The following is a 16,025-nucleotide window of genomic DNA, read 5'->3' as shown; positions in this document are numbered from 1 at the left end:
CAGCATAAACTTTTCTGAGTGAAGAACATGAATATTCAAAATAATGTTAAAGCCCGAACCTAAGCAACCCCAAAGCGCATTTTATTTACTTTACACAACGTCACTCTACCCCCTTTGTTATCAAAATACTGTGAATAAAAAAGAGGCTAGTACTATAGTTGTATAGAAAACAGTAAGCACGATTCTATTAATTTTCAGAATCTGTCAATATTTCACTACACATTATTTCTAAAAAAAATTACTACTCCAGTCAAATGCAGCAAGAAAATCAAATACCTGATTTGATTGATCAAGGTTTAGCCTTTCATCAAGAAGGCAGGCTCGAGGAAGCGCAGGCTATTTATCAGATGGTATTGGCAAAAGAGGCGAATCAATTCGATGCCCTACAGTTATTAGGTGTCTTATTGATACAAACAAAGCAATTTACAAGCGCACTACATTTCTTAACTAAGGCATTGCAAATAAAACCTGATTACGTAGAAGCCCTTTTTAATCGCGGTCTTGCATTGAAAGAACTTCATCGTTTGGAAGAGGCACTTGCAAGCTATGACAAAGCAATTGCCATCAAACTTGATTACGCACAAGCCTATTCTAATCGAGGCAATGTCCTCAAAGAACTTCATTGTTTAGAAGAAGCTCTTATAAGTTACGACAAAGCCATTGAGATTAAACCCAATATTGCAGAAGCCCACTTCAATCGTGGCAATACCTTAAAGGAACTTCATCGTTTAGAAGAAGCTCTTATAAGTTACGACAAAGCTATTGAGATTAAACCCAATATTGCAGAAGCCCACTTCAATCGTGGCAATGTATTGAAAGAGATTGGCCTGAAGAGCGAAGCAAAAAATAGCTATGACAAAGCTTTACTTATTGAATCTTCACTTATCTTAGCTCGCTGGGGACGTGCTATGTCAGCGCTTCCAATCATTCCAAACAATATTGAGGAAATTCAATCTTCACGCGTAGAATTTTCTCGAGAACTATCTGATTTAGACAACTGGTTTACTCAAGAACACCTTAATGATGGTCACAAAGCTGTCGGTTCAGCGCAGCCGTTTTATCTCGCCTATCAAGAAGAAGATAATAGAGAGCTCCTTTCAAGATATGGGATGATTTGCCAAAGGCTGATGAGTCATTGGCAACTGAAAGAGGGGATTTATGCTAAATCAAGATCTTTCGATAAACTCATAAAACTAGGGATAGTGTCTCACCATATTCACCAACATCCTGTGTGGGATGCACTTACAAAGGGGTGGGTTGAGCATATTGATCGTAATCGTTTCGAAATATTTTTTTTCTATACTGGCGCCAAGATTGACATAGAAACAGAATTTGCAAAATCTATTGCGAAAGAATTCATTACATTAGGCGATGATCTCAGTTCATGGGTTAAAGCAATTTTTGCCGCACAAATTGATGTTTTGTTATACCCAGAAATTGGAATGGACCCGATCTCTGCTAGGCTAGCTAGCCTAAGATTAGCGCCGATTCAGGTTGGATCATGGGGTCATCCCGATACAACAGGATTACCGACAATTGATTACTATCTATCTGCAGATCTATTAGAACCAGATAACTCTGAAGAACATTACACTGAGCAACTAATTAAATTACCGAACTTAGGGTCTTATCATAAATCATCATCAGTAATACCCGCCTCTATTAATTTAGAAAAATTCGGCATAAAAGCAGATCAACCTATACTCATCTGCCCTGGTACACCTTTTAAATATCAACCACAGTATGATCATATTTTTGTTGACATAGCAAAAAGGCTTGGAAAATGTCAGTTTTTATTCTTTACATACTTAAATAAACAGCTCACTACCCTCCTAGAAGAGCGACTTTCTTCATGTTTCTTAGCATCAGGACTTAATAGTAAGGACTATTGTGTTTTCATACCCTGGCAACCAAAATCAACCTTCTACGGCTTAATGAGTCACGCTGATATTTATCTTGACACTATCGGCTTTTCTGGATTCAACACAGCATTTCAAGCAATCGAATGTGGGATTCCAATTATTACGCGTGAAGGTAGATTTATGAGAGGGCGCCTTGCAAGTGGTATTCTGAAAAGGATTGGTCTACAAGAGTTAATAGCTCAAGATGAAGATGATTTCATAAATCTAGTAGTTAAAACTACCGCCGATCAAAAATATAATCAACTCCTTAGAAATAAAATAAAGATAAATCGTGTTTTGTTATACATGGATCTTGAGCCTGTTAGAGCCCTTGAGCAATTTATAGAAGATGTGCATTTAAAATATTCAAATAACTTCAAATGAAAAGCCGACTAAGCTGTGATAGCGTTACAAACAATGCTGTAACCATATAAGAAATAGTCCATATGCAAAAAGTTTTTAATTTTTGAACTGCTTTTCATTTGAAGTTCACCACCAAAAAGTGTTTTTCTATAGTAGATCATTGCATTAGACTGGGTTGATTCTGCACGAGTTTGGGGTATTAGTAGTCAATCACTTCATGCGCTATGCGGCGTGACATGGTTGTAATGCTTAACCCACGACCTAACAATGATTCGGGCTACTTTAAGAGTGTAGAAGATCTTTCCATCAAGAAGGTTATCTCCTAAGAAACCTTTAAAGCTTTCATAAAAGCTATTCTCCCAAGGGCTCCTAGGCTCGATGCAGGCGGTTTTGACCCCCAAATCCAGATAACCAATACTCAGCTGTTTGGCAATAAATTTAGGGCCTTGTACGATTGAGTATATATTCTGGCATTCCATGGGTGATCATGGCGTTGGCCAGTTGTTTATTCATCTGGAGCGATCCAATTCTTCTAGTGCAGAGGATATTTAAATCCTTTTGAGTCTATTCATCAATTATGGTGAGCAAACAGATCTTGCCACGATAGGCATTTCCGAATTGTCTTAAGCATTTGTTTTTTGTTTTAAACCAAACTCTGCTACAGCTTTGAATTTAGCTTGCCGTTATTACTGTGGCTTGATTCATATTTGTTCTAATATTGCTATTTATGCACACAGGATTAAGGTACTTATATATATTATGCTTAAACTTCTGGTTTTCTTGCGAAGCATTCTATGAGGGCTTTGAACTACCTACTCATGCTAGATTTTCTATCGGAACAACTTTCTTCATTTCCGTAATCAAATGTATTTTGTTTTCATGCCACCTTTGCCCTGTTATTTGAAAATGTCCATTGAATCCGTACATACTTGCTAAGCGGTTTTGATAATCAAAATATAGAGGGAATGTTTCTTCGGTAATGATATTCACATGTGTAGGATCTCTCCATGCCGCAGAAGCAGGGAATGCTGGTGTAAAAGAAAAAAATTTGCCTCCTATCTTAAGAACTCTATGTACTTCATTCATTAACTCAACGAAACAAAATCTTCGTTGTGGCATATATATAACTCTAGGTACATGTTCGATAAAATCAATCGCACTTACCCCATCAAAAAACTCATCTTCAAAAGGTATGGCCTCTACAGCTAAATCCGCCCTAAATATTTTCGCGTCAATATCTTCTCTAATATCAATTCCATAGACTTCATCCATTGAGAATGGGTTTCTAGGATTTTTACCACACCCAATATCTAAAGTTTTTGTTGTCATTTATACCAATCTATCAGCCGCCATCGACGCAGTTATCTTGCTGTAATGCTTCACAAGCATTACGGCTCAATTGACTATCTGCTTTACCAGCATATGTATGTCCGTTTTTTTCGATAAGCTCTAATGTAGCATAGGTATTTTGCAATGAATACAAAGTTTCATTTTGCCCATCCTCATTATTCTTTTCTAATCCTCTATCACGCATCAATCGTTAAATTTTGCATTAAAGCTCAGTGGTTGATAACCATCTGTAAATATAAAATATTATGTGCTATGAGCCCTTAAAATAACCAAGCCACTCGCTTTACCATCTAGCCACATTTTTAAATAGCACAAGTCCTTCCCCATATTCCACTCTATATCTAATACTTCCTTTACCGTGTCGCATCCTTATGTATAGAAGCATCTTGAGCTACTTTTTAATTAAAGTCCACCACTAAAAAGTGTTTTTCTATAGTAAATCATTGCAGTAACATGGGTTGATTCTGCATGAGTTTGTGCACTTGGGTTTGGAGTGCTTTAGGTCTACCACTTAATTAATATGCGGCCTGACATTGTTGCAATGCCTCACCCACTTCCCAACGATGACCTGGGCTACTTTAAGTCTCAACTAAATCTTAATATTGGATATGAAATATTATTTGATTACATGTTTAGCCCAGTTAGGCACTAAACGCCAATAACAATGAAAACCATCGCTAAAACTTCCAAAGTTCAAGTTGTATTTTGAACCAAGGAGTTCCAAACTTTTTTTAGAAAATAAACTGATGTGCCCATTTCGTGGGGACGCATACCACCAATTAATGCGGCTGTTACTCTTAATATTTCCATCAGAAACTAATGTTGAGAATAAAACAAGGCAATCATCACTCATTACTTCAGCTAGATTACTCATAAGTATGTTTATATTTGGTACATGCTCAAATACCTCAAATGCTGTGATCAGATTAAATTTTCCCAAGTCACTCAAGCTTAAGCTGCTTGCTGGAAAGGGATCATATGTTTCAGAATTCCATCCATCTTGATTTAATAGTTGACTCAACTTTCCATTTCCACCGCCATAATCAAGATGCCTTATAAATGACTTTTGATCAGCAAATAGTTGTTTTAATACTTCGGAGTTATTTTTGGGTCTTACATCTATATAATCAGGGTCTATTTGGATGTAATCATCATTATAGATATATTTAAGAAAATCACTTTCTGTCCATTTTTCAAACTCAGGCGCAAAAGTGAAAGAGCAGTTGGGGCAGTGAGAGTAGTAAATGGAGACCCCCGTCAACGGTAAAAACTTACCACGAGCTTCTTCGCAACTCTTATTGAAGTCAACCACATCCAGCAGCACTGATTGTCTATTACATACTGGGCAATCCTTAGTTTTATTTTCCATGTGATATCCATTCCAATCTGCTGTACATTCTTATACTAGTCAACCAAGTGGATCACATTGAGTTTAAGCATGAGGATTGATAAAACTTTAACTCACTTTAATCTGTTTGGAAAGGGGATCATCTTGGTGTAGGGCTACTAAATTAATTCCAAGTGGAAATATTAAATAACCAAATTTTTTCAAGAACTTGCTAATCTCACTCTCATTTGATTTTATCTTTTCAATCATTAACATTGGCTTATATTCATTAATAGAATTTTCACCGCCAACTAATGCTTCCATCTCCATACCCTCTATGTCTATTTTTATAAAATCTAATCTTTTAAGATTTAATTCATCTATAGAGGTCATTCTTGTTCGTATGCAATTTTCTTCTGTGTAATCTATCTCTTGACCAATAAATTCCGTTGTACTTTTTTTTCTTATCTCTAAGCTACCAAAACTCGAGGGGGTAAAATAATCAGGCACAGGAACTAGTATTTCCCCCTCGATCGCTCCAACTGCAGCTAAAACCGCTTTAGCATTAAAACAATTATTTAGAGTTATATTTCCTGCCAATGCATAATAAATTCGCTCCTGCGCCTCAAAAGCTATAACCTCGCCCCAACCGTGCATAGCCTGTGCCCACTCAATTGTATGAATCCCAATATTTGCACCGCAATCAATTGCTATGACACCATCACCAAAATTTTGCCGCCTTATTATTAGCGACTGAACGGCAAAATTAATTTCCTCCGGATCAAATGCCGATGTATTTAATAGCTGGTATCCCATGCCATATCCACCACCATTTTGCGTAAGTCGATAGTCGTGTCTATTAACCAACATTGAGCCGTGATTTGAACTTGCTAATAAAAAGCTATTGGTCGTAAATTTTTCATTTTGCTTACTCCATCAATAAATCTTTTAATCCAATCTATTGCAAACAAATGTCGCAGTTAGATTGTTACAGTCCCCCTCAATGATTAGGGCGCCACTTACCAGTAGTTTTGTAATTGTTTATATATCGACTTTTTTCTATTGCCTTCAATGTAGCACAAGTGTATTGCAAGATCTATGGCAGAATAAAGTGAACCTGGCTAAGAGCATCTACGAGCCATAGTTATTAGTATGTTGGGTATATATTGCAGGTATATCAACAAATTTATTGATGAGATGATCCGTAATGCCGTTTAGGGACGGGTCACGAAAAATAAGGTCGCTTGTAACTGACGGTAAGATCCACGTGCTGATCTTGACTAATTAATTCAGCAGGAAATACTTAACGATCTTCCGCGCCAGAAGGATTGGGTTGATCCAGGCGATTAAATAACCGGCAAACACTTTGATCTCGAACGACATCTTAGGGGTGATCTCCTTGATGGAGAAATCTTCTACAGCCTTAACGAAGACCAAATCCTCATTGGGGGGGTGATTTATTGGATATCCGAAGGAAATCCCTTGTGGGGTAACTTTATCAGGCCGCATTTCGGTTTAGGTTGTAGAGCACCAGCAGCCAAAACTTAGCACTAAAACTCAAGAAGAATCAACGCATTTCGCTGGAATGATTTAACATCGAACTCTTTCTTTGGTAGTGGGTCTAAACTGACAACAGTTCACCAAAAAAAGTAAGCCCTTTATATGCACCCAAATAGTAATCCGATGCCCTCATTTAGATCATATATAAAATTCAAAAGTGGTTGCTGCTTTTGCGCATTCAATAATAAATAAAAACTAATTTACATTAATCTGTTCGCGATTATCTGTATCTCACTCACTACTCTTAAATTTATGTTTCCAAACAAAGAAAGATTGGCTCAGCAAGAAAATTTACTAGCGCTTTTGATTCAGCACGGTTTAGTCTTGCATCAAAAAGGGGAGTTTAAAGAAGCGCAAGCTATCTATGAGCAGGTATTAGCTATACAGGATGATCATTTTGATGCCTTACATTTATTGGGTATATTGCTAGCAGAAACTAAGCAATTCAAAAAAGCGATTGAATTACTTAGTAAAGCATTACAAATTAAGCCCAATTACACAGAAGCTTACTCTAATCTCGGTAATGCCTTACAAGCGCTGGGGCGTTTTGATGAAGCCCTTGCCAGCTATGATCAAGCGATTAGCATTAAGCCAGATTATGCAGATGCTTACTACAATCGCGGCATTGTCCTAGAAGAGCTAAAACGTTTTGATGAAGCCATTAACAGCTATGATCAAGCAATTAGCCTTAAACCGGATTATGCAGAAGCTTACTCTAATCGTGGCAGCATCTTAAAAGAACTAGTACGTTTTGAGGAAGCGCTTGTCAGTTACGATCAAGCTATTCGCATTAATCCCAATTACGCACTAGCTTACTCTAACCGTGGTATCACCTTACAAGAACTAAGACGTTTTGAGGAAGCGCTTGTCAGTTACGATCAAGCAATAAGCCTTAAACCGGATTATGCAGAAGCTCATTCTAATCGTGGCAATACCTTGCAAGCGCTGGGGCGTTTTGATGAAGCCCTTAATAGCTATGATCAAGCAATTAGTTTTAATCAGAAATATGCAGTAGCTTACTCTAATCGTGGTAATGCGCTACAAAAGCTGAAGCGCTTTGAAGAGGCTATTCTTAGCTATAGCAAGGCAATTAGCCTTAAACCAGATTATGCAGAAGCTTATTCCAATCTTGGCGTTACTCTAAAAGAACTAAAGAATTATGACGAAGCCCTTGTCAGCACTGACCTAGCAATTAACCTTAAACCAGATTATTCAGAAGCTTATTCCAATCGCGGAATTATCTTAAAAGAGTTAATGCGCTTCGATGAAGCACTCATCAGCTATGACAAATCTATCAGCCTCAAACCGGATTATGCAGAAGCTTATTCCAATCGTGGCAATGTCCTAAAGGAGATGGGGCACTTTGATGAAGCTCTTATAAGCTATGACAAAGCAATTAACCTTAAACCTAATTTTGCGGGGGTACATTGGAATTTATCTTGGTGTCATTTGTTACTGGGTAATTTTCAGGATGGTTGGCAAGGCTATGAATGGCGCTGGAAGAATGAGGATCTACCGTCTTTCAAAAACAAAAGAGGTTTTACTGAGCCCTTATGGCTCGGGGAGCAACCCCTCATAGGTAAAACTATCTTTCTCCATGCGGAGCAGGGGCTAGGCGACACGATTCAGTTTTGTCGTTATGTGCCATTAGTAGCGCAGCTTGGGGCTAAAGTTATCGTAGCCTGGCAGGCTCCTTTAGTGAATTTACTGAAGAACTTAGAAGGTGTGAGCCAGGTGATTACTGTCGGCGATACGCTGCCAGTATTTGATTATCAATGTCCGCTCATGAGTTTGCCGCTAGCTTTCAAAACGGAATTGGATAGTATTCCATTAGCACCGCAATGCATTACCAGCGATATGGGCAAGGTAGCAAAGTGGGAGGCTAAATTAGGTAAAAAGACTAAGTTGCGTGTAGGTCTTGTGTGGAGCGGTAGCACTATACATAAAAATGATCACAACCGTAGTCTTACCCTCTCTCAATTACTCCCCTACTTACCCCCTCAGATAGACTATGTCTGCTTACAAAAAGAACTGAGAGTTGTTGATCAAGCGTTATTAGAACAGCATCCTGAAATCCAATATTTTGGTGATGCCTTAGAAGACTTTACAGACACAGCAGCACTTTGCGAATTAGTGGATGTAGTGATTAGCGTAGATACTAGCGTAGCTCATTTAGCAGGGATGCTTGGCAAGCCAACCTGGGTGTTATTGTCTTTTAGCCCAGACTGGCGCTGGTTATTAGATCGAGATGATAGTCCTTGGTACCCATCCGTCAAACTCTACCGACAAACCGAAATCAATGACTGGGATAGCGTGCTAAAGAGGACTAAGGCTGATTTAGAAAAAATGGTTGGTTAGGGAAACCGTGAAGTTAACACCGAGGTATCAATTTACTAAAATCCGGATTCCAGTGTGTTTTAGTATCTTCATACCTTAAAGGCAAGCAACAATTACACAGTGCCCTCTAAATTTTCATAATTGATCATACTTTTTTCATCTGCTGCCTTATATTGTCGGCATCTTGCAAAGCCTTGATCAAATAAAGTATATTAGGGCCTATCAATACCTAATCTACTCAGCACTCTCAGACCTATGTTACCAAGCCCTCAAAGATTGGCACAGCAAGATAATTTAGTAGCACTTTTAATTCAACAAGGTTTAGATTTTCACAAGCAAGGTAATTTTGAAGAGGCACAAGCGATTTATGAGCAGGTATTGGCAATACAAGATCATCATTTTGATGCCCTACAGTTATTAGGGGCTATATTCACTCAGACAAAACAATTTATAAAAGCAGTTGAATTTATAAATAAAGCATTACAAATCAATCCTGATTTTGTATCCTGTCACTTGAATTGTGGCATCGCTTTACAGTCACTAGGTCGTTTTGATGAAGCCCTTAATAGCTATGATCAAGCAATTAACTTTAAACCAGATTATGCAGAAGCTTACTCTAATCGTGGCAATACTTTAAAAGAGCTAAAGCGTTTTAATGAAGCTCTACTTAGTTATGGCAAAGCAATTAGCCTTAAACCAGATTATGCAGAAGCGTATTCTAATCTTGGCGTTACCTTGCAAGCATTGGAGCATTTTGAAGAAGCGCTTGTCAGTTACGATCAAGCAATTAGCCTTAAACCGGATTATGCAGAAGCACATTCTAATCGTGGCAACACCTTAAAAGCACTGGAGCGCTTTGATGAAGCTCTTGCCAGCTATGACTCTGCAATCGATATCAAACCGAATTACACGGTTGCATACTATAATCGAGGCCTTGCCTTGCAGGAACTGGAGCGTTTTGATGAAGCGCTTGTAAGTTACGATCAAGCCATTAGTCTTGAATCCGATTATGCAGAGGCCTACTCAGATCGCGGTAATACTCTACAAAAACTGAAGCGTTTTGATGAAGCGCTTGTCAGTTACGATAAAGCCATTAGCCTTAAACCGGATTATGCACAAGCCTTTTACAATCGCGGCACTTCTTTGCAAGAAATACAACATTATGATGAGGCTCTTGCTAGTTATGACAAATCTATCAGCCTCAAACCGGATTATGCAGAAGCTTATTCCAATCGTGGCAATGTCCTAAAGGAGATGGGGCACTTTGATGGGGCTCTTGCTAGCTACTATAAAGGTATTAGTATCAAGCCAGATTCCGCAGAAATACATTGGAATTTATCCTTATGTCATTTGTTACTAGGTAATTTTCAGGATGGTTGGCAAGGCTATGAATGGCGCTGGAAAAATGAAAAAATTGCGCCTTTTAAAAACAAAAGAGGTTTTACTGAGCCCTTATGGCTCGGGGAGCAACCCCTCATAGGTAAAACTATCTTTCTCCATGCGGAGCAGGGGCTAGGCGACACGATTCAGTTTTGTCGTTATGTGCCATTAGTAGCGCAGCTTGGGGCTAAAGTTATCGTAGCCTGGCAGGCTCCTTTAGTGAATTTACTGAAGAACTTAGAAGGTGTGAGCCAGGTGATTACTGTCGGCGATACGCTGCCAGTATTTGATTATCAATGTCCGCTCATGAGTTTGCCGCTAGCTTTCAAAACGGAATTGGATAGTATTCCATTAGCACCGCAATGCATTACCAGCGATATGGGCAAGGTAGCAAAGTGGGAGGCTAAATTAGGTAAAAAGACTAAGTTGCGTGTAGGTCTTGTGTGGAGCGGTAGCACTATACATAAAAATGATCACAACCGTAGTCTTACCCTCTCTCAATTACTCCCCTACTTACCCCCTCAGATAGACTATGTCTGCTTACAAAAAGAACTGAGAGTTGTTGATCAAGCGTTATTAGAACAGCATCCTGAAATCCAATATTTTGGTGATGCCTTAGAAGACTTTACAGACACAGCAGCACTTTGCGAATTAGTGGATGTAGTGATTAGCGTAGATACTAGCGTAGCTCATTTAGCAGGGATGCTTGGCAAGCCAACCTGGGTGTTATTGTCTTTTAGCCCAGACTGGCGCTGGTTATTAGATCGAGATGATAGTCCTTGGTACCCATCCGTCAAACTCTACCGACAAACCGAAATCAATGACTGGGATAGCGTGCTAAAGAGGACTAAGGCTGATTTAGAAAAAATGGTTGGTTAGGGAAACCGTGAAGTTAACACCGAGGTATCAATTTACTCAGATATGAATCCCAGAAAATTTTAGCGTCTCAGCCTATGCACCTCAAAGGCAAGCATCGAGACCTGTCATAGTTATTTAATTCTATGGGCCATAACCAACATAGACTGTTTAAATTTATACTGATTTAGACTATATTGGATTCTTAATAATTTAAAGTAAATTTTATGTCCATCCTTAATAATTTAAGTAGAACTGTTTTGGGCTTCATTACTATCAGCCTTTTAGCCTGTGGTAATAACGACCCTGCTCCCAAAGCAGAGGTTTGGCTGCCTGATACGGTGATAGTAAAACTACCCATGGAAGAATATGCGGGTATTCCTTTTAATACTAGCGGGCAAGAGGCGATTGAAAAGTTTAAGTGCACCCAATATGACCTCACTTATAGCTGCAAGGTCAAAAATGGGGAAAAAGATGAAGATCTTTGGCTAATTTATAACGAGGCGGGTCGCATGGTGCTAATGAAAAAAGAGCTCGGCTATTATAAAAAAGAGGTGGCCGATGCCATTATTGAGCGCCTTTCTATTAAATATGGCTTGGATTACAGCCCTTCAGAGGGTCAAGAAAGTGCTTTTGCATCCGGGGTTCGTAAGACCAAAAGCTATGTTTTTGGGGGTGGGCAGGTTGCCTTTCAGATTGGCAGGAGCCTTAATAACCGCAACGAACTAATGCTGGTGTACTTTTTCCCTGAAGATGTCGGCGCCACCTTTGCTAAAAGCGTGATGAACTAATTTAGCTTTGACCCTAGATTGCCTTAAGCTGTAATAGTAGGGCTTTGCCTGACTGCGTCATAGCAAGGGTTTGCCTGGCTTTAGTTGCGTAGGAATGAAGTCCACCTGAGGAATCTCCCCGGGTTCGCCTGATGCCTTCGTATCGTAAGCCCAAGCCAGGATTTGGGCGATAGCCTCAAATAGAGGTAATGGAATAGAGTCTCCAATCTCCAGCTGACTATATAAGTAGCGCGCCAAGGGTGGAATTCGAGCTATAGGAACCTCAAAGTCTTTTGCTACCTCTTGAATGCGTAAAGCTATTTGATCAGCTCCTTTAGCTACCACGATTGGTGCCGACATCTTTTCCATGTCATAACGCAGTGCAACAGAGTAGTGTTCTGGGTTGGCTAGTACTACGTCTGCCCGCTCAATAGCCGCCATCATCCTAGACGCAGAAATTTGCCTTTGCATTTGACGTAAGCGCTGCTTGATCTCTGGTGAGCCTTCAGATTCTTTACTCTCCTGCTTCATTTCTTCAGGACTCATTCGAATTTGCTTGCGAAAATCAAATAATTGCAGCCAAGAGTCCCCTACTGCAATTAATAATAAAGGTAAAAGCAGCAGCATAAAACCCTCCAAGATAAAGGAAGAGGTTTGCGCAAGAGCTGCATCAAAGCCTAAATTGACAATCGAACGAATATAAGAAAATAAACCAACCAAATAAGTAAAACCTACCCCTAGCATGAGTGTAGTTTTAATGAAGTTTTTTAATAACTCACTTAAGGTTTTAAGGGAGTACATCCGCCCTATGCCCGCAATAAAATCAAGCCTACCCAAATTAAATTGGGGAGCAAAATAGGCGCGAAAGCTCACCAAAGATAGTGGGCCTAAGACGCCGACGATCCATAGCGGTATGAGGAGTAAGGCCACGAGGAGCAGCACTATTAAAAGTGATCCTCCTAACCACTCTTGCATATGGTCCATCAACTTTGCAGGCTCTGAAAACTGGAAGATGGCTTGGGTCATTAATACCAGCTGTTTGACCAGCAGAGGCCCTATTCCCACCAAAAAAATGGTAAGGGTGATCATGGCAATTAAGGTGGTCAGATCACGGGATTGGGGTAATTGACCCTGCTCGCGAGCACGGGCAATGCGCCGCTCAGTCGGTTCTAGTTCCCGTTCTTGGGAGTTATCTCCTGACTCTGCCAATCTTCATCCCGCCCATAATCAATTAATGGATAAAGCATACACCCTAGAGCACCCTACCACTCATATTCAATATGGGGCTGTGGTTCGGGCTGGGATTTTGCTATGGCAAGGTCTTTTTGAGGGCGGTAATTTTTTCTTGCGCAGCAAGAATCTCTTGAGAACTTAAGGATCCCTTAAGCTTTGCTAGCTCTGCACTGGCCACTGGATTACCAGTGGCATCGGATAAGGACATCCAGATATACGCTTTTGGTAAATCTACTGCTATTTGACCGCCATCCATATAGATATGGGCTAAGTTATATTGCCCCACTGCGCTCCCAGCCATAGCTGCTTTTTCAAACCAATAAAGGGCTAATTGCGGGGCATTCTCCAAAGTGTCAATCTTTTGATATAGGACGCCCAATTCGAGCATGGCCTCAATATTGCCCTTCTCGGCCGCACGATTTAACCAAATTAAGCCCTGCCCAATATTTTTTTTAGTACCAATGCCTTGGATGTACATTAAAGATAAATCATACTGCGCCTTAGTATCCCCAGATTCTGCGAGACCTTGAAATAATTGATAGGCCTTGGTGTAATCACCAGCGGCGTAAGCAGACCTTGCCTGTTGGTAATCTGAGCAGCCCAATAAGATGCTAGCAAGAGCCGCTAGCATTGTCATGCGAAGGAAGGTGTAGTAATTTTGCTGGGGCATGGCTAGCTCAGACCAGTACTATAGTTAATACTACTAATTACTTTTTGCTTGGGGGCGCAGGCTTCTTTTCCTCGGGTTCTTCAGTATCCTCATCTGGAGGGGTATCGCTAGCCTTAGGTAAATTTACTGGCAAGGCAGGCTCAACATAATAACTTGCACCTAGATCCCCGCCAATCATTCTGGCAAAGCCTCCAAAATAACGGCGCGCCAGATCCGGGTAGTATGGGGCACTGGCTAAATAGCCCTTGGAACGAATACATGCACTATTGTTCATGCTTCCTTCACAACTAGCGATTGCCGCTAATCGACCAACCTCAAATTGCTCACCCAAGACAAAGCCAGAAATCAGAATAACTAAGGGCAAAATAAGCCATAGCATGAGCTTTTTAGCCAACTGTATTAAGGATTCAAGCTTTTCATTCATAACTGTAACTTTCCAATCAATAGTGTATCAATGTTGCTCAGCCTTCTTTGGCGCACTTTGCACGAAATCACCTGGTAACTTGCGCCAAGTCGCAATCGGCTCCTTATTATGCAACTTTGCATACACTTTAATAATTCTAGGATCTGCAGGATTCAGATTATCCTTCATTGCGTTATACATCCTTGCTCCAGCAATTTGGTTGCCCTGCTCAATATAAGCATTAGCAGCATTATAGAAATACATGGCCGCCTTCTCTTGTTGCGGGTTGCCAACAATAGTCGTTAGATACAGATTGCCCAAATATTCACATGCACTGGGATTCTGAATTTTAGCAGGCACATAAAAGTACTTTTCTGCTAAAAAATATTGTTTTTTAGCATAACGACGAAAAACGGTATTGGTGAGAATGAAATCAGGATGAGTCACGATCTCAGCTTGACGATCATAGTACTGCATACGCTCAAAGGCAATTAAGCCCCGATAATAGTTTGCCTGCACATCCCCCTCTGCTGCTAGGGTATCAAGTTTTTCCAAGGCCCCCAAGGCCTCCTTGCTATAGCGCAGTACTTCATCCTCAGGCTCAATACATTTAGGGTTCTTAACGCAAGCAATCGCAACGATAGTTTTATCAAAGCTGCGTTTATAGCGTTTATAGAGTTTTTTTGCTTCGCTTGCGGGCCCCACAAAAGGCTCAGAGGAGCCTTTGGCTTCAGAGCTGCTCTTTTTTTGTACATCCTTGTCTTGAACTTTAAGGTCGGAAGCAGTGCTCACTAAAGGCGCCAGCATCATAAAGGCAAGAAGGATTCTAAAGAGCAATGACAAGGCTTTACCTCGCAGGCTTGCCTGTAGCCGGTTTATCTACTTTAGAGGTATCCATTGCTGGTGCTATAGGAACATCCTTAGATAAAAATTGGGCGGGTGCTCTTAAATTAGCTGGAATCTCTTGTGCCCCTTTTGGCAATTCCTCTTTCTGTTTCTCAACCGGTCTTTGCACCGGCTTTTCTTCTTTTTTAGGCTTTTTATTTAAGAGCGTAATCGAGATACGTCGATTTAAGGGATCACTTAAATCAGCCGGATTTAATGGAATGGTATCCGCAAAACCAATGACTTGAGCAACATTAGAAGGCGCTAAACCTCCAGCAATCATTTCCCGGCGCGCCACGTTAGCGCGCTCACTAGAAAGTTCCCAGTTGGTATAACCCGCTTCGCCATTAGAAAATTTTGCAGCGTCTGTGTGACCCTCAATACGAATCTTGCCAGGATTATCATTTAAAGACTTTCCAATGACCCGTAATAAGCGCCTTGCTGAAACGCTAGGCACAACTCCGCCACTATTAAATAGTGGCTTCCCTTTTTCATCAACCACCTGAATGCGCAGACCCTCTGATGTGATATCCATAAAGAGTTGGCCTTTGATATTTTTTAACTCAGCATCGGCCTCAACACTTTTTTCAATATCTGATTTGACCGCCTCATTTTTTGTTCTGTCTTTACGGGCATTTTCAACATCAGTGACTGATGAGTCACTGATACGGCGTTGCTCAGTATCAGCATCAGCCTTGGCCTCCACTCCAGCCACCTTAGAAATATTGTCACCACCACCCTTAATAATGCGAGTAGTCTCACCTGAGCCTTGGCCACCACTCATAGAAACGCGCATCGGATTCTGAAAATAGGAGGAGATACCAGCCAAGTCACCTGCTGTGGTGGATCCTAAAACCCACATCAACAAGAAGAAAGCCATCATCGCTGTCACGAAATCGGCGTAGGCAATTTTCCAGGCGCCACCATGATGACCGTGACCACCTTTTTTAACGCGCTTAACGACAATTATTGGCGCGTCGGACTTAGCCAT

Annotated in this window: 15 protein-coding genes; 4 read left to right on the top strand and 11 right to left on the bottom strand. The window is 40.4% G+C overall.

The genetic code is table 11. From position 1 onward, the window contains the following. Nucleotides 1–254: 254 nt before the first annotated feature. Nucleotides 255–2,285, top strand: a complete 2,031-nt coding sequence (locus ICN27_RS02555; protein WP_216268873.1) for a tetratricopeptide repeat protein — start codon at nt 255–257, stop codon at nt 2,283–2,285. A 194-nt stretch (nt 2,286–2,479) separates the two neighbouring features. Here the strand turns inward: ICN27_RS02555 and ICN27_RS10480 are convergent, their stop codons facing one another. From ICN27_RS10480 to ICN27_RS02525, 6 genes are all read right to left on the bottom strand, one after another. After that, nucleotides 2,480–2,743, bottom strand: a complete 264-nt coding sequence (locus ICN27_RS10480; RefSeq protein WP_216268872.1) for an integrase core domain-containing protein — start codon at nt 2,741–2,743, stop codon at nt 2,480–2,482. 337 nt (nt 2,744–3,080) lie between these two features. Next, nucleotides 3,081–3,593 carry a class I SAM-dependent methyltransferase gene (locus tag ICN27_RS02545; protein WP_216268871.1) on the bottom strand — a complete coding sequence of 171 codons (513 nt, stop codon included), beginning with the start codon at nt 3,591–3,593 and terminating at the stop codon, nt 3,081–3,083. Between the two features lie 13 nt (nt 3,594–3,606). Then, nucleotides 3,607–3,798, bottom strand: coding sequence for a hypothetical protein (locus ICN27_RS02540; RefSeq protein ID WP_216268870.1), 192 nt, complete (start codon nt 3,796–3,798; stop codon nt 3,607–3,609). 432 nt (nt 3,799–4,230) lie between these two features. Then, nucleotides 4,231–4,983, bottom strand: a complete 753-nt coding sequence (locus ICN27_RS02535) for a class I SAM-dependent methyltransferase (RefSeq protein ID WP_216268869.1) — start codon at nt 4,981–4,983, stop codon at nt 4,231–4,233. 87 nt (nt 4,984–5,070) lie between these two features. Further along, a complete protein-coding gene (locus ICN27_RS02530) occupies nt 5,071–5,811 on the bottom strand; it encodes an FkbM family methyltransferase (RefSeq protein ID WP_216268868.1) in 741 nt (246 codons plus the stop codon). A gap of 414 nt (nt 5,812–6,225) precedes the next feature. Further along, nucleotides 6,226–6,450, bottom strand: a complete 225-nt coding sequence (locus tag ICN27_RS02525) for a hypothetical protein (RefSeq protein ID WP_216268867.1) — start codon at nt 6,448–6,450, stop codon at nt 6,226–6,228. A gap of 303 nt (nt 6,451–6,753) precedes the next feature. On the opposite strand from ICN27_RS02525, the gene ICN27_RS02520 reads away from it, so the two are divergent. The 3 genes from ICN27_RS02520 (at nt 6,754) to ICN27_RS02510 (ending at nt 11,864) form a co-directional block, all read left to right on the top strand. Beyond that, nucleotides 6,754–8,859: a tetratricopeptide repeat protein gene (locus tag ICN27_RS02520; protein WP_216268866.1), complete on the top strand. Its 2,106-nt coding sequence runs from the start codon at nt 6,754–6,756 to the stop codon at nt 8,857–8,859. Nucleotides 8,860–9,093: 234 nt separating this feature from the next. Continuing rightward, complete coding sequence (locus ICN27_RS02515; protein WP_216268865.1) at nt 9,094–11,097, top strand: tetratricopeptide repeat protein; 2,004 nt, start codon at nt 9,094–9,096, stop codon at nt 11,095–11,097. A 203-nt stretch (nt 11,098–11,300) separates the two neighbouring features. Continuing rightward, nucleotides 11,301–11,864, top strand: coding sequence for a hypothetical protein (locus tag ICN27_RS02510; protein ID WP_216268864.1), 564 nt, complete (start codon nt 11,301–11,303; stop codon nt 11,862–11,864). Nucleotides 11,865–11,921: 57 nt separating this feature from the next. On the opposite strand, the gene ICN27_RS02505 is transcribed toward ICN27_RS02510, so the two are convergent. From ICN27_RS02505 to motB, 5 genes are all read right to left on the bottom strand, one after another. Then, nucleotides 11,922–13,052: a flagellar biosynthesis protein FlhB gene (locus ICN27_RS02505; RefSeq protein WP_216268863.1), complete on the bottom strand. Its 1,131-nt coding sequence runs from the start codon at nt 13,050–13,052 to the stop codon at nt 11,922–11,924. Nucleotides 13,053–13,152: 100 nt separating this feature from the next. Next, the gene (locus ICN27_RS02500) at nt 13,153–13,746 is read right to left on the bottom strand and encodes a tetratricopeptide repeat protein (RefSeq protein WP_216268862.1); all 594 of its coding nucleotides are present in this window, start codon (nt 13,744–13,746) and stop codon (nt 13,153–13,155) included. Between the two features lie 37 nt (nt 13,747–13,783). Next, nucleotides 13,784–14,170: a hypothetical protein gene (locus tag ICN27_RS02495; RefSeq protein WP_216268861.1), complete on the bottom strand. Its 387-nt coding sequence runs from the start codon at nt 14,168–14,170 to the stop codon at nt 13,784–13,786. A 27-nt stretch (nt 14,171–14,197) separates the two neighbouring features. Continuing rightward, on the bottom strand, nt 14,198–14,959 hold the full coding sequence (locus ICN27_RS02490; RefSeq protein ID WP_216268860.1) for a hypothetical protein: 762 nt from the start codon (nt 14,957–14,959) through the stop codon (nt 14,198–14,200). Nucleotides 14,960–14,996: 37 nt separating this feature from the next. Next, on the bottom strand, nt 14,997–16,025 hold the full coding sequence (motB, locus tag ICN27_RS02485; protein ID WP_216268859.1) for a flagellar motor protein MotB: 1,029 nt from the start codon (nt 16,023–16,025) through the stop codon (nt 14,997–14,999).

It is taken from the genome of Polynucleobacter sp. Nonnen-W13, from assembly GCF_018881735.1.
Classification (GTDB): Bacteria; Pseudomonadota; Gammaproteobacteria; order Burkholderiales; family Burkholderiaceae; genus Polynucleobacter.
The sequence above is the reverse complement of the archived record's forward strand: the minus strand, read 5'-3'. Positions and strand labels throughout refer to the sequence as shown.